A 26,292-nucleotide genomic window follows, 5' to 3' on the forward strand; every position below is an offset into this window, starting at 1 on the left:
CGCCTCCCCGGCTTCCCGCCAGGGCGGAGCAGGTCGTCGAGACCGGGCGTGACCACCGGATCCCCCTGTACGTCGTGACGGGCCAGGACGACCGCCCCGTCCGGGAGATCTACGCCCGGATCAACACCCCGGGGACGAGGCCATCACGTCCGGCGACTTCCGCAGCCTCGCGCGGCGGGCGGGGTTCGACGGCGACTGGGTGGCGGGCGTCGTACGGGACACCGTGATCGCGCCGGCCGAGTCGTGGTCGCAGACCAAGGCAGAGGCGGACGTTCCCGCGTTCGTGGCCTCCCCCATCGAGGGGTGGCTGCGGACGCTGACCCTCGTGGCTGAGACGCGGCAGGGTTCCTGAGCCGGACGTTTCCACATTCTTTGAAGGGAGGTCGGCGGCCCCGGGGCGCGGCCTAGTGTGTCCGCGGATACGTATGCGGACGAAGCTCGCGGGATGTGAATCGGTGGCCGTTCGGTGGGGGAGCGCGGCGGGGCGGCGGGCGGCGGGGATCGTCGCGGCCGTGCTGGCAGCCGCGCTGGTGGGAGTGGGCCTGTTCCTGGGCACGGGCGTCTCGAGCGCCCGCCCGAAGCTGGCCGACGTGGGCGCCTGGCTGGCCAGCGCGCTCAACGGTGAGGTGGTGCACGCCAACGGCCTGTCCGGGCAGCTGGACGGCCGGGTGGACCTGGCCTCCGCCGAGGGGCAGGCGCTGAAGGTCGTGCAGGACGGCGACAACGTGCTGGTCATGGACGAGTCCACCGGCCAGGTCAGCCGCATCGACCCCACCCAGCTCGAAGTGGCGCAGACGGGCAAGCTGGGCGCGGGCGGCATGCAGATCGTGATGGGCGCCGGCAAGGCGTACGGGATCGACCCGCGCGGCGGCACCGTGCAGCAGCTCGACCCGCTGACCGTGGACACCGTCGGCGCCCCGATCACGCTGCAGCCGCCGCTCGGGCAGGCCGGGCTGGACAAGAACGGCACACTGTGGGTGCCCGTGCCAGAAGAGGGCACGCTCGTGCAGATCAACGGCGCCCAGCAGGGCAAGGCGGTGACGGTCGGAGAGCCGGGCGACCCGCTCACGCTGACGATCGCGAACGGCGTCCCGCTGGTCACCAACTCCGCCGCCGCCACCGCCATGGTGATCGGCGGCACCGGCACCCGGCTGCAGGTCAGCCTGCCCAGCACGGTCACCGGCGCGGGCAGCGCCGGCCTGCTGGTGCCCGCCGTCGCCGAGAGCCAGGTGGTGCCGATCCTCGCGCCGAAGCAGGGCGCGCTCGTCCTCGTGGACACCGCCACCGGCGCCCTCACCACCGTCGCCGTCAAGGGCGGCAAGCTGGGCGCGCCGCAGGCGCTCGGGCGGCGCGTCTACATCGCCGACGAGAGCGCGGGCAAGCTCATCGTGTACGACACGGTGGCCAAGCGGTTCGAGGCCGACAAGGTCGTGACGGGCAAGGCGGGGCCGCTTGAGGTGTTCGTCAAGGACGGGCTGCTCTGGGTGAACGACCAGTTCAGCGAGGCCGCCCTGGTCATCGAGGAGGACGGCAGGGGACACCGGGTCGGCAAGTACGACGAGGCGCTCGGCCAGAAGGACAGCCCGACGCCGCTGCCGATCCCGACGTACACGCCGACCGTGGTGCAGCCGACGACCGTGACCAGGCCGACCGCCACCACGACGGTGCCGGCGAAGACGAGGACGGCCGTGCCGACGGTGACGGTCACCGCGACCCCCACGCCCACCCCCACTCCCACTCCCACGAAGACTCCCACCCGGACCCCGACCCCGACCCCGACCCCGACGCCGACCGTCACCCCCGACCCGCCCGGCGCGGTCACCGCGAACTCCGGCCCCGGCTGGATGGAGGTCGTCTTCACGCCGTCGGCCAAGGGCGACGTGACGGGGTACACGCTCAAGGGCGCCCCCGGCGGCGCCGACGTCACGCCGTCGAAGGTGCGGCCGGACGGGCCGTTCCAGTTCCGGGTGACGGGCGGGCGGTGCGACCAGGAGTACTCGTTCCGCGTCGTCGCCGAGTACGCCGGCGGCGAGGTGGAGTCGGCCCCGTCCATCCCGGTACGTCCCTGCGTCGCCCCCGGCAAGCCCGCGTCGTTCACCGCCAAGGGCAAGAACCACGGGGCCGACCTCACCTGGGCGGCTCCCGACAACGCGGCGGACGGCGTCACGTACACACTGGAAGGCCCCGGTCAGCACCCCGCCCAGCCCGAGGGCACGAGCGCCGAGGTGACCGGGCTCAAGAACGGCCAGTCCTACACCTGGACGCTGCGCGCCAGGAACGAGGCGGGCGAGAGCCAGGAACGCGCCGAGGCCACCGCCGAGCTGCGCCCGCCGTCCGCGCAGTTCAAGAACGCCAACAACAACGACACCAACACGCTCATCCGCTCGGCGCCCGGCGGCGGCGAGGCGGGCAAGATCCCCAAGGGGGAGTACATCACGCTCACCGTGCTCTGCCAGCAGAAGGGCCCGGCCTACACCGACCAGTACACGGGCCAGAGCAGCGACGTCTGGAACAAGATCGAATCGCCCCGGGGCAACGGCTGGCTCAACGACGTGCTCGTCGACACCCCGAAGGGGGGCTTCCCGGCCGCCCCGCTCTGGGAGTGCGAATGATCACTCGCGCGGGGTGGGGGCTGGCCGTGGCGTCCGTGCTGGTCTATGCGGCCGGGGCGCCGCTCGGCTACTCCCAGGCGGCGGTGCTGGCCGTGGCCGGGCTGGCCGCCGTCGGCGCCGGCGCGCTGTGGACGCTCAGAGGCGCCCGGCTGGAGGTGCGGCGCGAGGTGACGCCGGTCAAGGTGGCGCGCGGTGAGCCGGCCGTGGCCGTCCTGCACGTGCGCAACGCCGGGCGGTGGCGGCACTCCGGGCTGGTGGCGCGCGACACATGCCGCGAGACCACGGTGACGGTCGAGGTGCCGTCGGTGGGCAGGCGGGCGGCGCGGACGGTGTCGTACCGGCTGCCCACCCGCCGGCGCGGGCGCACACCGGTGGGGCCGCTGCTGCTCGACCGGGCCGACCCGTTCGGGCTGGCGCGGCGCTCCATCGCGTACGGGCGGGCCGACCTGCTGCTCGTCCGGCCCCGCACCGTGCCGCTCGGGCCGCTGCGCTCCGGGCGGCAACGGCACCTCGACGGGCTCGCCTCCCGCTCCGCGCCGTCCGGCGCGAGCAGCTTCAACGGCCTGCGCGAGTACGTCGTCGGCGACGACCTGCGGCACGTCCACTGGCGCTCGACCGCCAGGACCGGCGTGCTCATGGTCAAGGAGCTGACCGACGTCAACCTGCCGGACACCGTGGTCGTCCTCGACACCCGGAGCTCGTCGTACGAGGGGGACGACGAGTTCGAGCTGGCCGTGGACGTCGCGGCGTCGGCGGCCTGCGCCGTCACCCGGGACCGGTTCCCCGTGCGGGTGCTCACCGGGGAGGGCGAGCTGGTGCACGCCAAGGGCGGTCCTGGCGAGGACGAGGAGGTCCTGGACCGGCTCGCGCTCGTCGAACGCTCGGACCGGGCCGAACCGCCGCTGCACGCGCTCCGCCACGCGGGGGCGGGCGGAGCGCTGGTGCTGATCAGCGGCGGCTATGGGGCCCTGGCCGACGCGGCAGCCGTGCGCCGCCGCTTCGGCCAGGCCCTGTTCGTCCACGTCGGCCCACCAGAGGCCGGCGCGCCACGGGCCGCGGGGGTCACCGTCATCGAAGCGACGGACTTGGACGAACTGGCGGCAGCATGGCCACGCTGACCCCCCACGGCACACCCCCAAGCGACCCACCCCACAACGCCTCAACCCCCGGCCACCCCGCCGGCTCGGGTCCCGAGCCCGCTTCCGGCCTCACCCCCACCCCTGCTCAAGGGACCCCCACCCCCGCTCAAGGGACGCGGCGCGTCGGGGGGCGTGCGCACGGTCGGGGTGGTGCGGCATCCCAGGCCGTTGACAGTTCTCGGGTGGTGGCGCGGGATCAGCAGCAGGAGCCGTTGGGGCGGCGGGTGGCCGCCGTGGTCGTGGCCGGGTTGCTGGTGGCGTGTGCGGGGTTGGCGTTCGACGGGGTGTTCGCCTTGGAGGCGTTGCTGCCCGTCGTCGGGTTGGCCGTCGCAGGGCCTTGTGTGCTGGCGCTCGCGTTGTCGGGCCGGCTGCCGTTGTGGGGGACGGTGCCGGTCGGCGTGCTGGGGTGGCTGACGGTGGTGTCGGCCACGGTGTTCAGGGAGCAGGCGTGGCTCGGGTTCCTCCCTGGCCCCGGGGCCGTAAGGGCGGCGCTGCTGGGCGTGCGCGACGCGGGCGGGTGGCTGTTGACCACCATCCTGCCCGCCGCCCCGGGCAGCCCCGCGATCGTGCTGGTCAGCTTCCTGGTCTGGACGGCGACCACCGTGGCGGCCGAGCTGGCGCTGCGCCGCCGTACCCCGATGCTGCCCGCCGTGGCGGCGCTGCCGGTGTTCGGGGCGGCCGTCGTGCTCGGGGTGGCGGGGGGCGGGACGGTGGTGCCTTACGCGGCCGCGTTCGCCGGGCTCGTGCTGCTGCTCGGGCTGGTCAGGACCGGCAGGTCGCCGCTCGCGGTGGCGGCCGGGGTGCCGCTGCTGGCCGGGCTGGTGGCAGCCGCGGCGGTCGTCGCGCCGGTGCTGCCCGTCGCCGGGAGGCCCTTCGACGTACGGACCCTCGTCGAGCAGCCCCCACCCCAGCCGATCAAAGGCGTGAGCGCCCTCGACCAGGTGTCGGCCTGGCTGCAGAATCCGCGGCGCGAGCTGTTCACGGTCCGCACCACGTCCGAGGCGAACCTGCGCCTGGCTGTCCTCGACCGGTTCGACGGCGTGAACTGGACGTCCAGCGCCGGTTTCCTCCCCACCGGCGGACGCGTCCCCGGCGCGGACGACGCCGCGCGCGACACCGTGGAGCAGCGGTTCACCGTGCAGAAGCTGCCGGGGCCCTGGCTGCCCGCCGCCGACCGGCCACTCGCGGCGACCGGTACGGGCCTCGTGGTCGACCCCGGCACCGGCATGCTGGCCAGCACGCGGGCGCGGGAGGGGCTGACGTACCAGGTGACATCAGGAGTCCGGACATATCCGGCGGCGGAGCTGCGACAGGCGTCACCCGCCGACGACCCCGAACAGCGGCGGCTGCCCGACGGCCCCGACGGCCGCACCCCGCCCCAGCGCGCCCGCCTCGGCGAGATCGCCCGCCGCGCCACCGCCGGCGCCCGCAGCCCGAGCCAGCAGGCCGCCAAACTGGCCGCCTACCTGCGCAAACTCGCCGTGAATGACGTCAACGCGCCACCCGGGCACGGCTACCGCAGCATCGAGTTCTTCCTGACCGAGTCGAAGCGGGGGACGACCGAGCAGTTCGCGGCGTCGTTCGCGCTGCTGGGGCGGGCGATCGGGCTGCCGACCAGGATCGTCGTCGGGTTCCGTCCGGGGAAGGAGCGGGGCGGCGTCCGGCAGGTGCGCGGCGGGGACGTGCTGGCGTGGGCCGAGGTCGAGTTCGACGGCATCGGGTGGGTGCCGTTCTATCCGACGCCGTCCCGTACGCGCTCCGGCGAGGGCGGGGACGTCGCCGAGGGCGCGCCCAAGCAGGCGAAGGAGATCGAGCAGGCCATCAACGAGGACGCCACCCCGCCCAAGCCCACCAAGACCCCCACCAAGCGCCCCACCCCACCTTCGACCTCCGACAAGGACGCCTCGATCGGACCGTGGGTGTGGGCTACGGTGGCCGGCGGCTTGGCGGCGGCCTATGTGCTCGCCGCCGCCCTCGTCCCTCTGGTACGCCGGACGCGCCGCCGCCGCGCCGTCGCACCGGCCGCCCGCGTCATCGGAGCCTGGCAGCAGACCCTGACCCGCCTCCGCACCGCCGGCCTCCCCGTCACGTCGGGGACGCTGACGGCGGGCGAGGTGGCCTCCCTGGCCGAACGCTCCCTGGACCCCGCCGCCCGCGCGCCCCTGACGTCCCTCGTCGCCCTCGCCAATGCGGCCACCTTCGGCGACACCCCCGTGAACGCGGACGACGCCGACCTCGCTTGGCAGCACCACACGACGGTGGACACCCTGGTCAGGCAGAGGGTGAGCCTCCTGCGCCGGGCCGCCGGCCGGCTGTCACCCCTGTCACTGATCGGCTGAGGCCGGCCCCGGCGGCCGGGCCGGTCGGTTGGAGGCGGCGACCAGGCTCCGCCAGCGGGGTCGGCGGCCTGGCCGGGGCTCGTCGGCGTGACGGGTGGGGTCAGCCGGTCGGTGGGGTGATCAGGGGAAGCACGATCGGGGGCTGGACGTCGTCTTCCGCGCCGGTCTCCGCGGCGCCTCTGACGCACAGCGCCGACGACCAGGCCACCGAGGACGGCCGGCCGAGCGCGACCACCGCGCCGACCTTGAAGCAGTAGCCGGTGCCCGGGTCGAGCTTCCCCACCGTGTACGTGGTACTGCCGGCCGGGGCCGACATCAGGCGATCGTCGGGGGCCTGCTGGACGATCACCGGGTACTCGGTCTTGCGTGCCGTCTTCCAGGACAGCGTCACCGTGGTGCCGTTGTCGGCGACCAGCTTGAGGCTCTTGGGGCGGTAGGCGGTGAGCGTGGCAGGGTCGGGGGTGCTGAGCGTGGCCGGTGGTGAGGTGGCGGGGCCGGCCGTGCTCTGCTCGGGGGCCGGCGACGGCTCGGGCTGCGAACGGTCACCGGTGGCCTGCGCGTCAGGCTGAAGGGGCTGAGGCCGCCCGTCCTGGACCTGCCCGTCCTGAACCCGCCCGTCCTGGACCTGCCCGTCCTGAACCCGCCCGTTCTCAGGGTTGTTCTGCGTGTCACCCTCGCCAGGCTGTCCGTCCTGCACGCCCGTGTCCGGGGGCTGGGTGGCGGCCGCCTGGTGGTCGGCGGTCAGCGTGACGCCCTGGTCACCGCTCATCGCCAGCGCCACACTGCCCGCGCCGGCCAGCACGGCCAGCACTGACACGCCCGCCACGACCAGCGGCATCCGCCCCCGCCGCCCGCCTTCCGCGGTGGCCGGCGCCTGGGCAGCCGGCGCCTGGGCGGACGAGCCGGGCTCGGGCGGCGGCGGCAGGAACGGCTGAGGCCCCGCCGGCGGCCTGACCCGAGACCGCTCGGAGTCCACGGTCCACACCAGCTCCCTGGGCCCCGACAGCTCCTGGTTGCCCGGTGATCCGCACGCGGGCAGGCGCGGGGTGCCGACACGCTGGTCGGCGGCAGAGCCGGCGGGGGCGGCCTGCTGGGGGTCGCGGCCGGTCGTGGCGCCCTTCCCGGCGGCGGGAGTGCCGGTGGTGTGAGGTCGCGGAGGGCCGCCGGCGAAACGGTGGGCGGTGGTGGCAAGGGTGGTGGCTGTGGGGCGGGTGGTGGGGTCCTTGGAGAGGGCTTGCGTGAGGAGGGCGGCCAGGGCCTCAGGGACTGTGGGAGGTAGGGGTGGGGGTGGTTCGGTCAGGACGGCCAGGGTGAATCTGGCGGTGTTGGTGGCGCCTTCCAGGGGGAAGGCGGGGTGGCCGGTCAGGAGTTCGTAGGTGGTTGAGGCCAGGGAGTAGACGTCGGAGGCGGCTACCGGCGGGCGGCCCTCCAACTCCTCGGGGGAGGCGTGGACGGACGGTGGGGTGCCGTCGGGGAGTTCGGCGATCGACATCAGGGCTGACATCGCGAAGCCGGTCAGCATCACGCCGTTCGGGGTCATGACCACGTTCGAGGGCGTGACGCGTCCGTGTACGCCGCCCGCCGCATGAGTCGCCGCGACGGCGCGCGCCACCGCGGCCAGCAGGCCGGCGACCTGCTCCACCGGCATGGGACGGTCGCGGTCCGGGCGTTCGGCGAGGGTGAGGCCGTCGTGGGGAGGCGTCACCAGGTACGGCCGCCCATCTCCCGTCGCACCCACCTCCAGGACGGGGATCACCCCGTCGTGCGCGGCCAGCTCGTCAGGGAAGGCGAACCCGCGGATGATCCGCTTGAGCGCCCGCTTGTCCACGCGGTGGCAGGCCAGCGTCTTGACCAGGACGTCCGCCATGGTGGCCACCGAGCGCGCCCGATACACGGTCCAGGGGCCGTCCTCGCCGGCAGGCCCGACCAGGTGGTAACCGCGAACCCGTTCGGCGGATCTGAACAAGTGCGGGCCGCGGGCCTGGTGGACGGCTCCGGGCGTGTGCGGGCCGCGCGCCTGTTGGGCGGGTGCGGGCGGCTGGAGGTCACCGGCTTGTCGGGCGGGTCCAGGTGGGTGGGTGTCGTGGACCTGTCCGGGGTGGCCGGGGGGCCGGTCGGTGGGTGGGGTCATGTGATCAGGGGCGGGCCGCCCAGGTCATCGCTGTCGAACGGGTCGTGCTCGGTGAGCGGCATCTTCATGCGTTCCCGCTCGCGTTCCTGCCCGGCACCCCCGGCGCCGCCCATCGGCGGGATCATGCCCATCGGCCCGCCCGGCATGCCGCCCGCGCCCGGCGCGCCAGGACCCCCCGGCGTGCCGCCGAGCTGGGTGGCGGCGGCGCTGCCGGGGAGCATCGAGGGGCCTGCGCCGGTGGGCATCCCGGGGACGATCGACTGGGTGGTCGGCACCTGAGGGTTGGGATAGCTGGACAGGTGCGTGGCCGGGTTCCGCAGGTCGGGCTGGTGGAGCGACGGGTTCTCCAGGGACGGGTTCCGCAGTGACGGGTCCTGCAGCGAGGGGTTCTGCAGCGAGGGGTTCTGCAGCGAGGGGTTCTGCAGCGACGGGTTCTGCAGGGACGGGTTCTGGAGTGAGGGGTCCTGCAACGAGGGGTCCTGCAACGAGGGGTCCTGCGCCGACGGGTCCGGGGCGGAGGGGTCGCGCAGGGACGGGTCCTGGAGGGACGGGTCGTCGAGGCGCGGCAGGTCCGGGCCGCCGGACCCGGGAGTCGAGCCGAGGTTTCCGTACGGGTTCGCCGTCAGCCCACTCGGCAGCCCCAGCCGCGGGTCGAACGACGGGTCGGTGAGCGAGGTCTGCGGCGCCGTGGTCCGCTGCTCCACGTGGTCGTCGATGGAGTGGTAGACGGCCTGGATGAAGCGGTTGAGCTGCTGGAGGTGGTGCCGGGCGAGCGCGTGGGCGTTGGTGTCGGTGCCCACGGCGTCGCCCAGTGAGTCGTCGAGGTCCACGCTGCCCGTCCTGGGCACGTTGTGGTGGAACCAGGGCAGCACCTCGGCCCCGTACCAGACGAGGGGCTGACCCACGGACCTGGCGGCGAAGCTGAGGCGGGCGAGGTCGCGCTGGAGCTCCCCGATCGTGCCGAAGATGCCCTCGAGCGACTCCCCGCCCAGCGTCTGGGCGATGCGCGCGGCCTCGGTGTGCAGCAGCTCCACCGACGTGGCGCACATCTCGGCGATCTCGGTGTACCGGCGTCCCGCCTCGGCCACCTTCTCCGGCTTGGTGGACTGGATGAGGTCGGAGATGCCGTCGCTGCTCTCGGCGTCGCCGCCCAGCGGCTGGGTGCCGTCGATCTGCGGCTCCCGGCTGTCCTTCAGCGTTCCGACCCAGTAGTCGGTCATCGGACCTCCGTCACTTCCTGACGCCGCCCGCGATGGACCGGTCGGCGTTCTTCGCGGTCTTGACGGTCTCGTCGAGTGCCTGAACCACGGCCTCATACACCTGCGTGACGCGGGTGATGACCTGGTCGAGAGTGGTCTGTGCCTGGTCGGTGGTGTGTTTGAGGTCGGTGGCGGCCTGCCAGGTGCCGAGGTCCTGTTCGCTGAGTTTGGCCCGCAGGAGGCGGACCTTGAGGCTCTCGCCGGCCGCGCCCTGGAGGCGTTCGAGGTCCTGGCGCAGCCGCTCGACCGGCGACGACGGCAGCGGCCTGCCGGACGCGGGGTCCTCGTACTCGCCGATCTTGACGAACATCGTCCTGCTCGTCGTCCCAGGGTCCACGCGGTTGGCCGCGAGCAGCTCGTCGAGCTGCGCCTGCGTCGGGGCGGGCGGCGGCTCCGGCGGGTAGTCGCCGTTGCGGTGGTCGTGGATGTGGTCGGCGTAGGCGTCCTCGACGCCGCGCGCCTCTATGTGCTCCTCGTGGGAGGAGATGGCGTCCTCATGGCCGACGGTCCTCGTCGGCCGCTGCAGCCGCGACAGCCCGATGCCCGGCCTGGGGTCGCCGTGCGCGTCGCCACCCTCGGCGGCAGGTACCGTCATGCTCACTCTCCGCGGGCCGTAGCGCTGGACATGCCAGCACATGCCTACCTGTCGTTACGCCGGGCGCAGCGCCATTTCAAGATATTTCTAAGAGAGCGGCGGAGGCCGGAAATGTCGGCGAGACTCCGTTTTTGTGCCTTTCCTTTGGTACGGCGCCGCCCTCCTCCTGGCGCTGACCCCCGCCCCGGTGACTCCGACGCCGACGACCGACACGGCCCGTACGGTCACCTGTGACCCCGAGCCCGGCGTCGCCGAGGTCACCGGCACGCCCTGGCCGCAGGAACGCCTGCGGTTCACCCAGGTGTGGCGGCTCACCAGAGGAGAAGGCGTGCGGGTCGCGGTCGTGGACAGCGGCGTGGACGCCACCCACCCGCAGCTCAGAGGCGTGGTCACCGGCCAGGTGGACCTCACGGGAACGGACGCGCGCGACTGCGTCGGCCACGGCACCGCCGTCGCCGGCATCATCGCCGGCCAGGACCTCACCGGGCGCGGCGTCCCGATCATGGGCGTGGCCCCGGCCGCGCGGATCCTGTCGATCAAACAGACCGAGGGCCGGTCGGGCGACGTGTCGCGGCTCGCGGCCGGCATCCGGCGGGCCGCCGACCTGGGCGCCGACGTGATCAACGTGTCCGTGCAGGCCCACGACGCGCCCGAGCTGAAGGCGGCGGTGGCGTACGCGCAGGAGAAGGACGCGGTGATCGTGGCCGCCGCCGGCAACGTCGAGCAGGACGGCGGCGCGGCCGCGCCGGCGTACCCGGCCGAGTATCCGGGCGTGATCGCGGTCGGCGCGGCGGCGCCCGACGGCGAGAAGCCGGGCTTCTCCAACGGCGCCACCCGCATCTCCGTCACCGCGCCGGGCGCCGGGATCACCAGCGCGTGGACGGGCGGCGGCTACCGTACGGGGCTCGACGGCACCAGCTTCGCCGCCCCCTTCGTCTCCGGCGTCGCCGCCCTGGTCAGAGCCCGGCACCCGGACCTCGACCACTGGCAGGTCAAGCGCCGCCTGGAGCAGACCGCCGAGGGCGGAGGCGCGGCGGGAACCGGCGCCGGACTGGTCAACCCGCTGCAGGCGGTCACCTCGGTGCTGCCCGCGGCCACCATGAGCGCCGCCGGCGCGCCACCCGTCGTGCTGGCCAGGCCGCCCGTCCCGGACGAGCGGACGCGGGCGATCGCCGTCGGCATCACCGCGGGGGCGGCCGGGGTGACGGCGCTGGTGGTGTTCGCGGCGCTCATGCTGCCCAGGGCCAGACGCCGGCGCCAGGGCGGCGCCAGGGCGGCGCCAGGGCGGCGCCAGGACATTTACAGGAAAGTTGAAATCGTAGCCTCGCCCGCCGGGGCCGCCTACGTTGATGCGGGAAAAGCCCGCCGGAAGGAGCAGCGTGGTCAATCAACCGACGACTTATACCGAGGGCAGCCAGCATAGTGCCGCAGAACGCGCACAGCTCGCCGTCGCCAACATCGAGCAGATCTACAACCGGCTCACGCAGATCCCCGAGACGCTCGGGAGCGCCTGGCAGGGCGAGGCGGCCACCGTTTACCGGCAGGTGCTCACGGAGTGGACCCCGCAGTTCAGAAAGGTCATCGACGCGCTCAACACGATCGGCGAGAACCTGAAGGCCACCGGCATCCAGTACAACGACGCCAACACCCAGGCGAGCGACGTCGCGGTGAAACTCCGGGCCGCGCTCGCCGGCGGTGAATACTCCGGGCCCGTCTCCTGAAAGGAGCCGATATGAATGACATCATCGTCGCCAATTTCGACGAGATGGAAGAGATCGCGGCCGAGCTGGGCCGCGCGTACACCAATCTCGTCGGCGAACTGACGGACCTGGAGGCCGATTTCAAGGTGCTGGAGACCTGGGACGGCGCCGCGAAGGGGGTCTACCTCGAGGCCAAGCGCCAGTGGAACGAGGCCGTCGTCACCATGGGCGACACCATGCAGCGCTTCGGGCCGTCGCTCCAGGAGGCCACCGGCATCATGCGCGAGGCCGAGCACGTCAACATCCGCCGCTGGACCACCTGACCTCGGGTGAACGAGCCGCTCATCGACCCGGCCGCCGCCGGGGACCAGGTCACCTGCCGGCCCGACGCGCTCCTCGACGTGGCAGGCAAGCTGCAGCGGGAGCTGCTGCCGCGCCTGGAGGCGGCGCGGTTCCAGGTGCCCGACCTCACCCCGGGCGCCGCCGGGACGTGGGACGTCGCCCAGGGGTACGCGGGCACCGTGCGCAGCGCCCGCGAGGCCACGGGGGAGTCGCTGCAGTTCGTGCTGGAGCAGGTCCAGCGGGTCATCGGCGACCTGGCCGACACCGCGGCCACCCTGCGCGACGCCGACCAGCGGGCCGCGGGCATGGCGGGACGTACGGACAGATAGAGGAACGCGTGCCGGAACCGAAACCGATCAAGACCGGCTGCCTCCAGGGCGGCGACCCGCAGGGGTATGGCGGCCGTGACGCGATCAGGACGTTGATCATGTCCACCAGGCCAGAGGAGTTCGGGCCGGTCGCGGCGGCGTACCGGCAGACGGCCGAACTGCTCACCACCACGATCACCACGCTCGGCGACGGCGCGGCCCGCCTGGTGGCCGACGGGAACTGGGGCGGGGAGTCGGCCCGCGCCATGCTCACCCGGATGAACCGGCTCCAGACCTACCTCCGGGCGCTGCGGGACCGGCTGGAGGACGTCCCGCCCTCGCTGGAGGGCGTCGCCAAGGAGCTGACCACGGCCAAGGAACGTTTCGAGCAGGCCACCAAGCCGCAGACCCACTACGCGATGGGCTCGGGCTCGACCGACCCCGCCCATCCCACCAACGACCCCGACGGCGCGGCGCGGGCGTTCATCGCCCGGCTCAACACCGCCTTCCACACCGGGCACTCGGCCCTGCCCGACCGGCTGCCGTGGGACGCGGAGCTGGCCTCGCCCGCACCGTACCTGCCGCCGCCCGGCGAACCGGGCACGACGCCGGCACGGCCCGGCACGTCGCTGTCCGGCACGCTGGACCCCACGGCCGGCACACCGGGCACCACGGCCGGCACCGCGCCGGCGACGCCGACGTCACCCGGCACCGCGCCGGGGACTGCGACCTCGCCCGGCACCGCGCCGGGGACTGCGACCTCGCCCGGCTCCACGACGGGACCCGGAGGAACGGCCCTGCCAGGGACCGTCCCGCAGCCCGGCACCGCCGGCTTCACGGGCACCGGCCTGGCGAGCACCACCCCCCACCCCAGCGCTACCGGCTCCCCAGGCAGCCCCGGCTCATCGGCCATGACCGGTTCGTCGGGGTTGACGGGTACATCCGGCTTGACGGGCATGCCAGGCGCGATGGGCGCCACGGCGCAGCCGGGCACGACGGAGCGCGGCCGCCCCACAGACCTCGTCCGCCCCACAGACGCGGGCCGCTCGACAGACTCCGGGTTCTCGACAGACCCCGGGTTCTCGACAGACTCCGGCAGACCGGGAGACCCCGGCCCCGTCCCGTACGGCCGGGACACCGCCACCGCCCAGGGCCCCTCCGTGCGGCCGGGCAGTGTCCCGGTGGTGGGAGGGCCGGCGGCGGCGACGGGTCCGCCGGGCGGCCTCGGCGGTGAGCCCGGCGCGGCCGGGATGGCCGGGGCGGGCGGCGTGCCGTTCATGCCGATGGCCGCGGGAGCGGCGGCGGACCGCCAGGGCACCCGCCGCCCCGGCGCCGGCCCCGCCGACGACGACTTCTTCCGCCCGTCCGTGGACACCCCACCACCGGTGGTGAGCTGATGACTATGAGAGGGACACCGGGCATGGATGCCGACGCCGTCGCCGTGGTGGCGGACTCCGTCAGGGATATGGGCCGCGACCTGGCCGACACGCCCATGCGGGACCTGGAGGAGATGACCAGGGCCGTCGCCCGGGTACGGCTCTCCTCCGGCGCGTACGGCGCCTTCGGCATGCTGGGCGGTGCCCTGGGACGCTCGTTCGACGAGGTCAACGAGGCCGCGCAGCGGTACCTGCTGGCCAAGCGCGACCAGGTCGCCGAGCTGCACGACCGGGCGTACGACACCGCCAACGGCTACGTGGACGGCAACGCCGCCTCCGCCTCCGTCGCCGCGACCATGGGGGCGCCGCGATGATGGAGCAGCCGCAGTCCGTCATCGAGGGCTCGGCCATGGCGGCGACCGGCTCCATGCTGCTCGGCTTCCGCCGCGCCCATTACGCGATGCTGATCCTGCCCCTCATGTACGGCGACACCGCCGAGCAGCGGCGGGCCGCCGAGGGCTACGAGACGCTCTCGGCCGGCCTGCGCCGCCACCCGGAGGTCGTGGACACCGCGACCAAGGGCGTCACCTGGACCGCCGTCAGCGCCGAGCTGGCCATGGGCGCCGTGGCGGACTACGCGTCCGACGCCGAGGAGAAGGCCGCGCTGCCTGCGGCGTCCGCCCGCACGCTCAACGTCACCGCCGACGTGTACGACGCCGCGGGCAAGGCCGTCCTCCTCACCGGCGCGAGCATCCTCACGGCCGGCGTGATGCACAAGGTCGCCCAGCTCAACCCGTTCACCAGGGTCGCCTCGGAGGTGGCTGCCACGCAGTTCGGCATCAGGGCCGACCGGCAGGCCGGGGCGATCGCGTCCCGGGTGCGGCAGTTCGTGGCGGGCGGGCAGGGCGTGCTCGGCAAGGTGGCGGGGCGGCTCGCCCAGGTCTCGCCGGGCAAGCTGGCGCTCGGCGGGGGAGCGGCGGCGGCAGGCGGCGGGATGCTGGGCCAGCAGGCGGTGGCCGACCGCTTCAGCGCCACGAAGCTGCAACAGACCCCGCCGGGGCAGGCACCGCCCGGCCTGGCGCCGCAGGGCTCGACACCGCAGGGCCTGTCACCGTTCGACGCCCAGCTGCCCACGACCCGCAACCCGAGCACGGAGACGGAGACATGACGGCTATGTCCGACGAAGGCGCCCTGGACCGGCTGATCGCCCGTTCCCAGCACCCCGCCGACGGGCTGGACGACCTCTACCAGCAGGTCTTGGCCGCCAAGGGCACCGCGAGCGACCCCGACGACCTGGTCAGGGTCGAGTGCTCTGCGGAGGGCGTGACCGGCCTGGACATCGACCCCAGGGCCATGCGGTGGGGCTCGCAGCGCCTGTCGGAGACGATCCTCGGCCTGATCGCCGAGGCGCTCGCCGACCTGCAGACCCGCTCGGCGGAGCTGCTGCGCGACGCGGTGGGCGACGTGGTGGGCGACGGCCCGCTGGACCTGTCCGCCCAGGACAACCCGGCCGACCTCCGGATGCGCGAGGCACGCGAGGCGTACGAGTCCGCGATGGACCAGGCGATGGCCGAGCTGTCCCGGATAGAACGCGACCTGTAGAAAGCAACGCGCAAGGGGGCATGAAGGGCGGCCAACGGACGGCCGACGGGGGCAGCCGGCAGGGCGGGTGGAGGCTCAGGACGGCAGGTAGGCGGTCTGGATGAGTTTCTCGCCCGCGCGCCGATCCACGTGAACACCTCGCCCAGCAGGCAGCACACGAGGCCGGACGTTCCCGAACAGCTGGCCTTCGTCGCGCGGCCCCGACAGCAGCACGGCGGGCGTGTTCATCTCCTTGAGCCGCCGCACCACGGGATCCAGCATCGCCCGCCCCGCCCCGCCCATCGCGCGCGCCAGCACGAGGTGCAGGCCGATGTCGCGAGCCTGGGGGAGCAGCTCGCCGAGCACGGACAGGGGGTTGGCGGAGGTTGCGACGAGGTCGTAGTCGTCCACGATGACGTACAGGTCCTGCCCGGTCCACCAGCTCCGGGTCCGGAGCTGCTCGGAGGTGAGGTCGGGCGGCGGCAGCCGGTCCTGGAGCACCTCCTGCACGCCCTTGAGCAGGGTCGCGGCGGCGGTGCTCGAAGCAGCGTACCCGATGCGGTGCTCGGTGTCGGTGGCGTCGAGCAGCGTACGGCGGTAGTCGATGACGATGAAGCGGGCCTGCAGCGGCGTGCGCGCGGCGGCGATGCCGCGCGCGATCACCTTCAGCAGGTTGCTCTTGCCGCTCTCGGTGTCGCCGAACACCACGAAGTGCGGGTCGGTGTCGAAGTCCAGCAGGACGGGCGCGAGCGCGGCCTCGTCGATGCCGACCGGCACGCGGGTGCCGTCGCCGGGCGGCACGGGCAGCGTGTGGGCGGGCAGCAGGGCGGGCAGCAGCCGTACGGGCGGCGCCCCCTGCTCGGGCCAGGCCGCGGTGGCCGCCTCGACCAGGGCGGACACGCCGTCGGCGAGGTCGTCCACGGTGCCGCGGCCGTCGATGCGCGGCAGCGCGGCGAGGAAGTGCAGCGCCTCGCGGGTGAGGCCGCGGCCCGGGGCGCGTTCCGGCACGTTGGCGGCGGCCCGCCGGTCGATCTCGGAGTCGAAGGCGTCGCCGAGCCGCAGTTCGAGCCGGGTGCCGAGCAGGTCGCGCACGCCGGCGCGGAACTCCAGCCACCGGTTCGCGGTGCCGACGACGTGCACGCCGAAGCCGAGCCCGCGCGTGACGAGGTCGCCGAGGTCGGGTTCGAGCTGCTCGTACTCCTGGCGCAGCGTCGCCCAGCCGTCCACGACGAGGAACACGTCACCCCAGCCGTCGCCCTCGTACGCGCCTGAGGCGACCATGCGCCGGTAGGTGGCCATGGAGTCGATGCCCCGCTCCACGAACAGCCGCTCGCGCCGCTCCAGCACGCCCCGCACCTCGGCGACGGTCCTGCGGACCGCGTCGGCGTCCAGCCGGGTGGCCACGCCGCCGACGTGCGGCAGCCCGGCCAGTGCCGACAGGGTGCCGCCGCCGAAGTCCAGGCAGTAGAACTGCACCTCCCGAGGCGTGTGGGTGAGCGCGAGCGAGGCGATGAGCGTGCGCAGCAGCGTGCTCTTGCCGGTCTGCGGCGCCCCGACGATCGCGACGTTGCCCGCCGCGCCGGAAAGATCCAGCCAGTACGGATCCCGCCGCTGGTCGAACGGGCTGTCCACGATCCCCGCCACGGCGTGCAGCCGCCCGGGGCGCTCCTGCGCGGTCCCCGCGGCGGTGAGCCCGTGGCGGGGCGTGGCCTCGATGCGGGGCAGCAGCCGGTCGAGCGAGGCGGGCTCCTTCAGCGGCGGCAGCCAGATCCGGTGCGCCGCGGGCCCCTTGCCGGCCAGCCGGGAGACCACGATGTCGAGCAGGCTGTCCTGCTTGCCCTTGTCCTCGACGACCGGCGGCGTGTCGGCCACGGGCGGCAGCGGCACGCGTTCTGGGCCGTACCAGACGATCTTCCCCCGATGGCCTGAGCGGGCCGCCGTGGCAGGGCTCTGCGCCGCCACCTGGTAGGGCCCCGACACGTACGCCGCCTTGAACCGCGTCATCCCGGTCGTCTCGAACATCAGGTACGCGTTGCCAGGCTCCGGCGGCAGCGAGTACGCGTCCGCCACCCCCAGCACGGCCCGGCTCTCGGCGGCGGAGAAGGTGCGCAGCCCGATCCGGTACGACAGGTGCGTGTCCAGCCCGCGCAGCCGCCCCGCCTCCAGCCGCTGGGAGGCCAGCAGCAGGTGCACCCCGAGCGAACGGCCGAGCCGCCCGATCATCACGAACAGCTCGACGAACTCGGGCTTGGCCGACAGCAGCTCGCTGAACTCGTCGAGCACGATGAACAGCGTCGGCAGCGGGCTCAGCCGCGCGCCCTGCTCGCGGGCCTGCTCGTAGTCGCGCAGCGAGGCGAAGTTCCCGGCCGCGCGCAGCAGCTCCTGGCGGCGTACCAGCTCGCCGTGCAGCGCGTCGTGCATGCGGTCGACCAGCGGCAGCTCGTCCTCCAGGTTGGTGATGACGGCGGAGACGTGCGGCAGCGTGTCGAGCCCGAGGAAGGTGGCGCCGCCCTTGAAGTCGACCAGCACGAAGTTCAGCGTCTCGGACGAGTGGGTGATCGCCAGCGCGAGGACGAGCGTGCGCAGCAGCTCCGACTTGCCCGAGCCGGTCGCGCCGACCACGAGCCCGTGCGGGCCCATGCCGCCCTGCGCGGCCTCCTTGATGTCCAGCTCGACGGGCCTGCCGTCGGCGCCGAGCCCGATCGGCACCCGCAGCCGGTTGCGCACCGGGCGCGGCTGCCAGGTGACGGCGGTGGACAGGCGGTGGGCGTCGCCGAGCCGGAGCAGGTCGGTGAGCGTGGTGTTCGTGGCGAACACGTCACGCTCCTCCTCGGCCCCGCCGGTGCCGGTCCGCATCGGCGCGAGCTGCCTGGCCAGCGCGGCGAACGCGGGCGGCGCGAGCCGGTCGGGCCGGCCCAGCGGCGTCCTGACCTCCTTGCCCAGCTCGTCCTCCGCGACCCTGACCACCTCGTCGGCGGTGACCTCCAGGCGCAGCGTGAGCTGGGCGGGCGCCTGCGGCACCCCGCCGCCGAGGTCGATCACGGTGACGCCCTCGATGACGTCGAGGCCGAGCTGGCTGCCCGACGGCACCGTCCCGCCGTCCACCACGACCACGTGGTACGGCACCGCGTCCGCCGACATGCCCTTGCTGAAACGCGGCCGGTCCTTCAGCTCGAACCCCAGCAGGTCGTCCAGCTCGCCCAGGTCGCCCGCCACCAGCCGCACCGGCCCCGCGCCGTCCTCCTCGGCCGGGTGCAGGGCGTGCGGGAGCCACTTGACCGGCTCCCACTCGCCGGCCCGCTCGCGGCCCGCGCACACCGAGATCCGCAGGTCGTCGGGCGCGTGCAGGGCCGCGGCCTGGGCCAGCGCGGCGCGTACGAGGTCGCGGGCGGCCACCGGATCCCCGGACACCACGATCCTGGCGAACGAGTGCAGCGCCAGCGCCACCGGCAGCCCCGGCACGGTCGCGTGCGTGCGGACGAACCGGCGCAGCGCCCCAGCCGTCAGCGGATCGAGGTCCTCGACCGGACGGGTCTCCGGCGGGATGAGCGGCAGCGCCAGCCGCTGCGCCGAGGTGGCGATCCTGACCTGCGCGAAGTCGTCGTCGCGGGGCCGGCGCTCCCAGAGCCTGCTGGTCATCACCAGCGACCACAGCGCGGCCGGGTCGGGGTGGCTCCAGGTCATGGCGCGGCGCTGCTGCGCGGCGGCCGTACGGACGCGCTTCCTGACCTGCTCCAGGTAGCGGTAGTAGTCGCGGCGCAGGCCGTTGAGCTGGTTGCGGCGCTCGCCGGCGTTGCGCATGATCTGGCCGACGCTCATGCCGATCATGGAGACCGCGAACAGGCCACCGGAGACCAGCATGATCGGGTTGCTCGCCGACCCGCCGGTGAACATCAGCGCCATCGCGCCCGCCCCGGCGATCATCGGCAGGTACGTCAGCAGCTGCGTCAGCCCGCCGCCCGTGACCGCCTCGGGGATCTCCGGCGGCGACTCCAGGAGCACCTCGCCCCCCGGAGGCTCCGGCGGCCTGCGCCGCTCGGGCCTGCGTACCACGATCAGGCTCCCGCTCACCGGTCCCATGAAAGCCCCTGACGTAGGGATATGCCGGATATTTCAAAATTCCTAGACGTGTCACGGCCGCCGCCGGAGAAGTCCGCTCCCTACACTCGTCCGGGTGAGCGCCACCGGAACCGACCTGTGCCGGGTCACCGTCGTGACCCCGCGCGGCTTCCTGGACCTCGGCCTGCCGCCGGACATCCCGCTCGGCAACCTGCTGCCGACCGTGCTGCGCATCGCCGGCGAAGGGCTGGCCGAGGCGGGCCTCGCGCACGGCGGCTGGGCGCTGCAGCGGCTCGGCGGGCCGCCGTTCGACCCCGGCGTCACCCTCGCGGAGCTGCACGTCCACGACGGCGAGCTGCTGCACCTGCGCCCGCGCGGCCACGAGCTGCCCGAACCCGTCTTCGACGACGTGGCCGACGCCGTGGCCACCGGCGTCATCGAGCGCACCGGACGCTGGCAGCCCGCCGTCACCAGGACCTACGGCCTGCGCGCCGCCGCCTGCCTGCTCGCGCTCGGCGCCGCCGCGCCGCCGCTCGCGGGGCCGCCGTGGACGCCCGCCGCCCTGGTCGCGGGCGTCGTCGCGGTGCTGCTGCTGGTGGTGGCCGTGGCGCTGTCCCGCGCGCTGGGCGACGACCGGTCAGGGGCCGTCATCGGGTACGCCGCCCTGCCCTACGGCTTCGTCGCCGGCCTGGTCGCGCCCGCCTCGGGCCCGTCCGTGCTACAGCCGGACAACTTGCTGGCCGCCTGCGGCGTGACGCTCATGCTGGCCACCGCCACCGGGTTCGCGGTGGCGCGGGGGCTGCCCGGCTTCCTCGGCATCGCCGCCGCCGCTCTCTGCGGGCTGCTCGGCTGCGGGGTCGTCATGGCGTTCGGACTGCCCGCGGCGGGGGTGGCGGCGGTGCTGGCCGCGCTCGCCGTGGGGCTCACCACGGTCATCCCCTCGCTGTCGTTCCGGCTGGCCGGCATGCCACTGCCCGCGCTGCCCACCACGCCGGAGGAACTGCGGCGCGAGAGCGGCGACCTCGACGGTGAGCTCGTCATCGACAAGACCGTCGTCGCGGACCGCTTCTGCGCCGGCCTGCTCGGCACGGTGGCGCTGGTCGTGCTCGGCGCGCAGGCGCTGCTGGTGCTGGAGGGCACCTGGGCGACGCTGGTGATGAGCGGCGCGCTGTCGCTGTCGCTGCTCATGCGGGCCCGCGTCTTCGAGGGACGCGGCCAGCGGGCCTGGCTGCTGTCGGCGACCCTGGCCGGCGTCGCGCTGCCCGCCGCAGGAGCCGTGCTGACCGCCGGTGACGCCCTGCTGCTCTACGGGATCGTCCCCGGCCTGGTGGTACTGGCGCTGGGGGTGACCGGCACGGCGCTGTGGCTGGCCACCGCGCGGCCGTCCCCGTTCTGGGGCCGGGTGGGCGACATCTTCGACATCCTGCTGATGATCGCCCTCATCCCGCTCGCGCTGGCCGTCATGGACCTGTACGAGACCATCCGCGGCCTGGTCAGCTGACCCCCGCCGAACGATCAGAGGAGCGTCTGGAACATGTACCGGCAGTGCGCGCTCCTGGTCCGGGTGCGGCGCCCGGACACCGGGAAGCAGTTCGAGCCGCAGGTCGTCACCCGGGGTGAGGACGAAGGTACGGCTCTCCCCGTTCCGCACCTGCTCCTTGGTCACGCTGATCGTGAGCAGCATGGTGATCAGGCTGATGACGTCGACGGGGCGCGGTCCGGGGCCGCTCCCTTCCACCGGTTCCGGCATGCGCGACCGTCACGGGCCGGAGGTCTCGGGCGGCGGTTCGGGCGCCGGACAACCATGAGTATGCGAACCACCACAGTACGTTCGTGCGGCACTGTTCACCTGGTAATCGGCCGATTCAAGCTGCTGCGGGGGGCGTAGGTGCACAGCCAGCGTGACCTTTACCAGGCGTATCGCCTCACCGTGCAGCGCATCGGCCTGGCGCTGCTGCGCGCCCAGCCCAATCAGCCGGAGTGGCCGCTGCGCCGCCAGACCATCGGGTTCCTCGCCGGGATCGTGGTGGCGGTGCTGCTCTGCGTCGGCTTCGCCGTGTACGGGCTGCTGCGGCCCGGGGGCACCAAGTCCCTGGAGGAGCCCGGCACGCTGATCATCGAGCGCGAGACCGGCGCCCGCTACGTCTACAGCCACGACCAGCGCCGCCTCGTCCCCGTCGCCAACTACGCCTCCGCCCGGCTCGTCCTGGCGTCCGGGCAGGTCAAGGAGCGGGTCGTGGCGCGCGAGGCGCTCACCGCGTACGAGCGGGGCGTGCCCATCGGCATCCCCGGCGCGCCCGACTCGCTGCCCGACCCCGCGCACCTGGCCCGCGGCCCCTGGTCGGCCTGCGTGCAGGAGCGGGCCGAGCCGACCGGGCGCAAGCCGTACGTGACGCTCGTCGCCGGGCGTGACGTCGGCGGCACGCCGGTCGCCGAGGGGAGCGCGCTGCTGGTGGACGTCGGCGGGCAGCGGTGGGCCGTCTGGCGCGGCACCCGCATGCGCGTGCCCGCCGGCATCGCCCGCGGGCTCACCGCCGCCGACCCCGCGCCCGTCCCGGTGGCCTGGCTGAACGCGCTGCCCGAAGGCCCCGACCTGGCCGCCCCGGCGATCAGCGGGCGCGGCCGGCCGGTCACCGGGCCCGGCGGTGAGGCCGCCGCCGTGGGGCAGGTGTTCCGCGCGGGCGCCGTCGCGGGCGGCCAGGCCCGCTGGTACGTCCAGCTCGGCGACGGCCTCGCCCCCATCACCCAGGCCCAGGCGGCGCTGCTGCTCAGCGACCCGGCCAGCAGGGCCGCGTACGGGGGCGGCGCGGTCAGGGAGATCCCCGTGGACGCCGCCACCGCCAACGCCGCGCCCCGCTCCCGCACCGCCCTGCCAGCCGACGGGCTGCCCGCCGCGATGCCGGAGATGACGGCGTACGACCCCGCCCGCCCGCTCTGCGTGGTCTACGCAGAGACGGCCACCGGCTCCACCCGCGTCCGCCTCACCACCGGCGCCCGGCTCCCCGCGCCGCGCGGCGACGCCACCGACCTCGTCCGCCTCCCGCCAGGCCGCGCCGTGCTGGCCGGCGTGCTGCCCGGCGACGGCCAGCTCGGGGCCGTGCGCTCCTACTACCTGATCACCCAGGAGGGCCGCCGCTACGCCGTGCCGGGCAAGGAGGCGCTGAGCAAGCTCGGTTACGCCACCACGCAGGCCACCCCGGTGCCCCTGAACCTGCTCCAGCTCATCCCGGAGGGCCCGGTCCTGGACCCGGCCCGCGCCGCCAGACCGGCCCTCGAAGAGCCCCGGTAGCCACCGCGGCTCGCCGCCCCCAACGGCCTCGTGGGTCAGTAACCGAGGTAGCCGGTGCCGGTCTTCATGCCGACGACGCCGGGGACGTTCGAGACCGAGCCGTAGCGGGCGATGGCGTAGCGGACGCCGGCGATGATGTTGTCCACCGGGTGGTAGATGTCGTCGTGGCCGGGCAGCTTGTAGCTTTTGAACGTCGGGTCGATCGTCTGCATGAGCCCCTTGGACGGGGTGCCCTTGGCGGCGTTGGAGTCCCAGTTGTTGATGGCGTGGGGGTTCCCGCCCGACTCGTGCTTGATGATCATGTAGATGTCGTTCGGATGCATCTTGTCGGCCGGGTAGCCGTGCGCCTTGAGGATCTCGATGGCCTGGTTGATCCAGCCGGCCACCTGTTCCGGGGGCGCGGGCCCGCCGCCGGGCGGTGGCGGGCCGCTGGGGCCGTAGCCGCCGAAGCCGCCCGTGGTGCCGCCGTGCCCGGCTGCGCCGGTGCCGTGTCCGGCGAGCGAGGTGCCGCCGCCATCGCCGCGCGATGCCGGTGACCAGCCGAGCGGCTGCCCGGCGCGGGGCGCGAACGGCTGGGCGTCCGGCTCCGGCACGGTCGCGGCAACGTCGGGGATCCCCGCGGCGGCGGTGGTGATCTTGCCCGCCAGGCTCGACAGCGTGGAGCCGGTCTCGGTGACCAGCCGCTGCAGGATGCCGCGGGCCTCGTTCAGCGCGGGGGCGGCGCTCTGCGTCAGCTGCTCCTCCGTGGGCGGCGGGGTGGCGGCGCGCAGCTCCCGTACGGCGGAGGCGTACCCCTGGCACACCTCCAGCGCCTGCGACTCGGCCGCGCGCAGCGTCTCGGCGGCCGCGTCCAGGTGACCGGCGGCCTCCTCCAGCGCCTGCGCCACCCGGCCACCGGCGCCCGTCAGCGTGCCCATATACCCGGCGAACGCCTCCGCGCTGCCGCCCTGCCAGGCCGTCCGCACGTCACCGGCGGCGGTGACCAAGGCACCGGTGTGCTGCCGCGCCGTACTCGCCGCCGCCCGCCACGCACCGGCCGCCGCGGAAACAGCCCCCGGATCTCCGATGAGCCGCTCCGCCAGCCCGGCCAGCTCAGCCCCGCCCGGCACCGACCTGACCTCGTCGAGCACGCTCACCTTCTGACCGCCTGGGCGTCGGCGGCGGTGTAGGTGCGGTCGACGGCGTCCAGGGTGCGGTCCACCGCCTCCAGGCGGCTGCCCAGCGTCCTGCTCGCCTGCTCGGCGGCGCCGCGCAGGCCGGCGGTCGCCGTCGCGAGCGCCTCCGAGCCGGAGACGGCGCCGAAGGCCGCCGCCCCGGGGACGGCCGCGCCGATCAGGCCGGAGAAGGCCCCCGAGGCCGACTTCGCCGCCGCGCCGCAGCCCTCCAGCGCCTCGCGGTGGAACGTCAGCGCCATCGGCTCCCTCCTTCCTCAGCGCCGGAACAGCTCCAGCAGCTCCTCGGCCCGGTGGGTGCGGGCGATCCACACCTCGCGCCCCCGGCGCTCCCTCGTGATCAGCCGTCCGGCGCGCAGCCGGTCGCAGTGGTACGTCAGCCCGCTGGGCGCGATCTTCATGTCGGTCGCCAGCATGGACATGGTCATCGGCTGGTCCAGCGCGCAGAGCAGGTCGGCGCGGACCGGCCCGACCAGCGCGGACAGCTCGTCCACCGCGGGCGCGACGGGCCGCCGCCACAGCGAGTCCGCACCGGGCACCGGGTAGGCGATCCAGATGGCGTCGGGGTCGTCCAGGCCGATGATGAGCGCGTCCCGTCCGGCCAGCATCGGCACCAGCACGATCCGCCGGTCGCCCAGCTCGTACGTGCCGCCGCCCACGTCGGAGACGACCAGCCCGCGCTCGCCGTACACCATGCGGTCACTGATCGCGCCGAGCAGCAGTTCGGGCCCGCCGCGCACGGTCGTCACGCCGACTCGCTCGACCTCCCTGTCCAGCAGCGGGCGGGCCCGCTTCCACAGGGGTTCCGTGGCGTTCCAGACGTCGGCCAGGGCGCTGGCGTACCCGCGCAGCCAGTGGGCCGGCCGGTCGGCCGCCGCGCGCCAGTGCGGGGGCGGCGCGCCGGGCCCGTACGTGCGCTCCAGGTCCTTGACCAGGGCGTCGGGCGGCAGGTCCTGCAGGGCGGTGATCTGGGCCTGCACGGAGACGTCGCCGCCGGCGGGGGAGCGCGGCACCAGGCTGTCGGGCGCGAGCGTGGTCCCGGGAGCGGACAGGGGACGTACGGCCTCGTGACCGAGCGGGCCGACCCGCGCGCCGACCGCCCGCCGCCAGAGCTCGGGCAGGCCGCGGCGGCGGCCGGCGAGCGCGTCGGCGAGCATGGCGAGCGCGGTGAGGTTGGTCGAGATCGAGATGGAGAGCTGCGGTGCGGAGCCGATGATCAGCTCGCTCTGCACATTGGTCCTTGTTACTTGGGCCCCCACAGGTAGGAACTGTAGACAGGGAAGACATCGCCGGAGGAATGCTTCAACGAAGCTCGAAACATCAATAAAGCGGGCGATTCACGGGACTAAGTGCCGCTCGTTTCGGCGGCGTCCGGCCGGTGGTCAAATGATCTTCATCGGGTGCTCTCTCGCAAAGGCGGCTTATTCGCTGCGCGAAACTACGCCCCCTCGCTAACTCCTGCCTTAAAAGTGGCTTACAACCCGCGTTGTGGCATACGTCCCATAGCTGCGGGCGCCTCCCCGCACTCCCAGACGCACCGGCGGAACGCGTTTCTTGCACCGAGACCAAAAGACCGACCACCGCGTGATGCCTTTTTCCACCGCCACCCGGCAGGCTGGTGGCAGCGGGCCCCGCCGGGATGGCAGGCTTCCGGCAACCGCCCCGGTCCTCCTGCGAACGGGCGGCCGGGGCGGAGCCCGCATCGCACCGAGAGGAGTGCTGCAGATGACACAAGACGCCGGCCGCGTCGCGGCGAAGCGCATCAACGACCACGTGGAGGTCATCCACGTGGATCACCCGGACGTGGTCCTGGAAGTACCTCGCCGCGACTGGGAGGCGTTCACCGCGGCCGTCAAGTCGGGGGCGTACGACCTCGACGTGCTCCCCCGAGTGGCCGAGGAGAGCGCGGCCTGACCTTCCGCAGCACGACGGCGCCCGCTCCCACAAGGGGGGAGCGGGCGCTCCGCTTTCAGTGGCGCCCGGCTTTCAGCGGTGCCCGGATTTCAGTGGCGACCGGTCCAGTGCGCCTGCGCGCGCTCCCAGACCGCCGCGCCGAGCGCCCGGCCGAGCGCCCGGCCCTCGACGTCGCCCGCCCTGAAGTGGATGCCGCCGTACCGGCGCGACAGGCCGGCCTCCTCCGCGGCGGCGCTGAACGTACTCCAGCGCAGCGTCACGTCACTGGCGGGCGTCACCCCCGGCTCCACCAGCGACGCCCCGGCGGCGACGACCGCCCGCCCGCCGAACGCGTCACTCCCGGCGAACCGCTTGAGCGCCTCGGCCGCCGCCGCGCTGAACGTGCTGTGCCCCGGCACGTACTCGCCGAACGGCGGCGTCGGGAACGCTGCGTCGAGACGGAACGGGCAAGGGTCGTCGAGCGGGCATGGGCCATC

The 26,292-nt window shown here is 74.0% G+C and carries 22 protein-coding genes and 1 pseudogene; 15 read left to right on the forward strand and 8 right to left on the reverse strand.

What is annotated here, in order from left to right; translation table 11 throughout:
- The first annotated feature begins 199 nt into the window (after positions 1-199).
- The 4 genes from ACFFR3_RS39700 (at position 200) to ACFFR3_RS39715 (ending at position 6,090) form a co-directional block, all read left to right on the forward strand.
- The gene (locus tag ACFFR3_RS39700) at positions 200-352 is read left to right on the forward strand and encodes a hypothetical protein (protein WP_345399796.1); all 153 of its coding nucleotides are present in this window, start codon (positions 200-202) and stop codon (positions 350-352) included.
- A gap of 103 nt (positions 353-455) precedes the next feature.
- Complete coding sequence (locus ACFFR3_RS39705) at positions 456-2,612, forward strand: hypothetical protein (protein ID WP_379484796.1); 2,157 nt, start codon at positions 456-458, stop codon at positions 2,610-2,612.
- The gene (locus tag ACFFR3_RS39710) at positions 2,609-3,730 is read left to right on the forward strand and encodes a DUF58 domain-containing protein (protein ID WP_379484797.1); all 1,122 of its coding nucleotides are present in this window, start codon (positions 2,609-2,611) and stop codon (positions 3,728-3,730) included. Before ACFFR3_RS39705 ends, ACFFR3_RS39710 begins: the two co-directional genes overlap by 4 nt.
- Positions 3,731-3,933: 203 nt before the next feature.
- Entirely contained in the window at positions 3,934-6,090 is a 2,157-nt protein-coding gene (locus tag ACFFR3_RS39715) for a transglutaminase TgpA family protein (RefSeq protein WP_379484798.1), read from the forward strand.
- 100 nt (positions 6,091-6,190) lie between these two features.
- Here ACFFR3_RS39715 and ACFFR3_RS39720 read toward each other — a convergent pair whose 3' ends face one another.
- The 3 genes from ACFFR3_RS39720 to ACFFR3_RS39730 are packed head-to-tail and all read right to left on the reverse strand — an operon-like array spanning position 6,191 to position 10,075.
- Entirely contained in the window at positions 6,191-8,221 is a 2,031-nt protein-coding gene (locus ACFFR3_RS39720) for a protein kinase domain-containing protein (RefSeq protein ID WP_379484799.1), read from the reverse strand.
- Positions 8,218-9,441, reverse strand: coding sequence for a hypothetical protein (locus tag ACFFR3_RS39725; RefSeq protein WP_379484800.1), 1,224 nt, complete (start codon positions 9,439-9,441; stop codon positions 8,218-8,220). Before ACFFR3_RS39725 ends, ACFFR3_RS39720 begins: the two co-directional genes overlap by 4 nt.
- A gap of 10 nt (positions 9,442-9,451) precedes the next feature.
- The gene (locus ACFFR3_RS39730; RefSeq protein WP_345399817.1) at positions 9,452-10,075 is read right to left on the reverse strand and encodes a hypothetical protein; all 624 of its coding nucleotides are present in this window, start codon (positions 10,073-10,075) and stop codon (positions 9,452-9,454) included.
- 133 nt (positions 10,076-10,208) lie between these two features.
- On the opposite strand from ACFFR3_RS39730, the gene mycP reads away from it, so the two are divergent.
- The 8 genes from mycP to ACFFR3_RS39770 are packed head-to-tail and all read left to right on the forward strand — an operon-like array spanning position 10,209 to position 15,403.
- Positions 10,209-11,498 (forward strand): type VII secretion-associated serine protease mycosin, encoded by a 1,290-nt coding sequence (mycP, locus tag ACFFR3_RS39735; RefSeq protein ID WP_379484801.1) that lies wholly within the window; start codon positions 10,209-10,211, stop codon positions 11,496-11,498.
- A complete protein-coding gene (locus ACFFR3_RS39740) occupies positions 11,455-11,796 on the forward strand; it encodes a WXG100 family type VII secretion target (RefSeq protein WP_345399823.1) in 342 nt (113 codons plus the stop codon). Before mycP ends, ACFFR3_RS39740 begins: the two co-directional genes overlap by 44 nt.
- 11 nt (positions 11,797-11,807) lie before the next feature.
- Positions 11,808-12,098 carry a WXG100 family type VII secretion target gene (locus ACFFR3_RS39745; RefSeq protein WP_345399826.1) on the forward strand — a complete coding sequence of 97 codons (291 nt, stop codon included), beginning with the start codon at positions 11,808-11,810 and terminating at the stop codon, positions 12,096-12,098.
- A 6-nt stretch (positions 12,099-12,104) separates the two neighbouring features.
- On the forward strand, positions 12,105-12,446 hold the full coding sequence (locus ACFFR3_RS39750) for a hypothetical protein (protein WP_345399829.1): 342 nt from the start codon (positions 12,105-12,107) through the stop codon (positions 12,444-12,446).
- A gap of 8 nt (positions 12,447-12,454) precedes the next feature.
- On the forward strand, positions 12,455-13,822 hold the full coding sequence (locus ACFFR3_RS39755) for a hypothetical protein (protein WP_345399832.1): 1,368 nt from the start codon (positions 12,455-12,457) through the stop codon (positions 13,820-13,822).
- Between the two features lie 23 nt (positions 13,823-13,845).
- Positions 13,846-14,175: a hypothetical protein gene (locus tag ACFFR3_RS39760; protein WP_345399835.1), complete on the forward strand. Its 330-nt coding sequence runs from the start codon at positions 13,846-13,848 to the stop codon at positions 14,173-14,175.
- Positions 14,172-14,969, forward strand: a complete 798-nt coding sequence (locus tag ACFFR3_RS39765) for a hypothetical protein (RefSeq protein ID WP_345399838.1) — start codon at positions 14,172-14,174, stop codon at positions 14,967-14,969. Before ACFFR3_RS39760 ends, ACFFR3_RS39765 begins: the two co-directional genes overlap by 4 nt.
- Positions 14,966-15,403: a hypothetical protein gene (locus ACFFR3_RS39770; protein WP_345399841.1), complete on the forward strand. Its 438-nt coding sequence runs from the start codon at positions 14,966-14,968 to the stop codon at positions 15,401-15,403. The genes ACFFR3_RS39765 and ACFFR3_RS39770 overlap by 4 nt, the downstream gene beginning before the upstream one ends.
- A 75-nt stretch (positions 15,404-15,478) precedes the next feature.
- Here ACFFR3_RS39770 and eccCa read toward each other — a convergent pair whose 3' ends face one another.
- Positions 15,479-19,453 (reverse strand): type VII secretion protein EccCa, encoded by a 3,975-nt coding sequence (eccCa, locus tag ACFFR3_RS39775; RefSeq protein WP_379484802.1) that lies wholly within the window; start codon positions 19,451-19,453, stop codon positions 15,479-15,481.
- A 103-nt stretch (positions 19,454-19,556) separates the two neighbouring features.
- On the opposite strand from eccCa, the gene eccD reads away from it, so the two are divergent.
- Together eccD and eccB are read left to right on the forward strand one after the other, a co-directional pair.
- A complete protein-coding gene (eccD, locus tag ACFFR3_RS39780; protein ID WP_379484803.1) occupies positions 19,557-20,942 on the forward strand; it encodes a type VII secretion integral membrane protein EccD in 1,386 nt (461 codons plus the stop codon).
- 387 nt (positions 20,943-21,329) lie between these two features.
- Positions 21,330-22,730 (forward strand): type VII secretion protein EccB, encoded by a 1,401-nt coding sequence (gene eccB, locus ACFFR3_RS39785; RefSeq protein ID WP_379484804.1) that lies wholly within the window; start codon positions 21,330-21,332, stop codon positions 22,728-22,730.
- A gap of 35 nt (positions 22,731-22,765) precedes the next feature.
- On the opposite strand, the gene ACFFR3_RS39790 is transcribed toward eccB, so the two are convergent.
- From ACFFR3_RS39790 to ACFFR3_RS39800, 3 genes are read right to left on the reverse strand one after another with little or no spacing between them, the layout of a single operon-like run.
- Positions 22,766-23,866, reverse strand: a complete 1,101-nt coding sequence (locus tag ACFFR3_RS39790) for a transglycosylase SLT domain-containing protein (protein ID WP_364369234.1) — start codon at positions 23,864-23,866, stop codon at positions 22,766-22,768.
- Positions 23,863-24,144 carry a hypothetical protein gene (locus ACFFR3_RS39795; protein WP_364369237.1) on the reverse strand — a complete coding sequence of 94 codons (282 nt, stop codon included), beginning with the start codon at positions 24,142-24,144 and terminating at the stop codon, positions 23,863-23,865. The genes ACFFR3_RS39790 and ACFFR3_RS39795 overlap by 4 nt, the downstream gene beginning before the upstream one ends.
- Positions 24,145-24,159: 15 nt before the next feature.
- On the reverse strand, positions 24,160-25,134 hold the full coding sequence (locus ACFFR3_RS39800; protein ID WP_364369240.1) for an ArsR/SmtB family transcription factor: 975 nt from the start codon (positions 25,132-25,134) through the stop codon (positions 24,160-24,162).
- 493 nt (positions 25,135-25,627) lie between these two features.
- Here ACFFR3_RS39800 and ACFFR3_RS39805 point away from each other — a divergent pair, with 493 nt between their 5' ends.
- Positions 25,628-25,816 carry a hypothetical protein gene (locus ACFFR3_RS39805; RefSeq protein ID WP_355418876.1) on the forward strand — a complete coding sequence of 63 codons (189 nt, stop codon included), beginning with the start codon at positions 25,628-25,630 and terminating at the stop codon, positions 25,814-25,816.
- Positions 25,817-25,905: 89 nt separating this feature from the next.
- Here ACFFR3_RS39805 and ACFFR3_RS39810 read toward each other — a convergent pair.
- Positions 25,906-26,223, reverse strand: a pseudogene (locus tag ACFFR3_RS39810) (phosphatase PAP2 family protein); the annotation flags it as partial.
- Positions 26,224-26,292: the final 69 nt, after the last annotated feature.

The sequence above is a fragment of the Nonomuraea salmonea genome, assembly GCF_042428605.1.
Classification (GTDB): domain Bacteria; phylum Actinomycetota; class Actinomycetes; order Streptosporangiales; family Streptosporangiaceae; genus Nonomuraea; species Nonomuraea salmonea.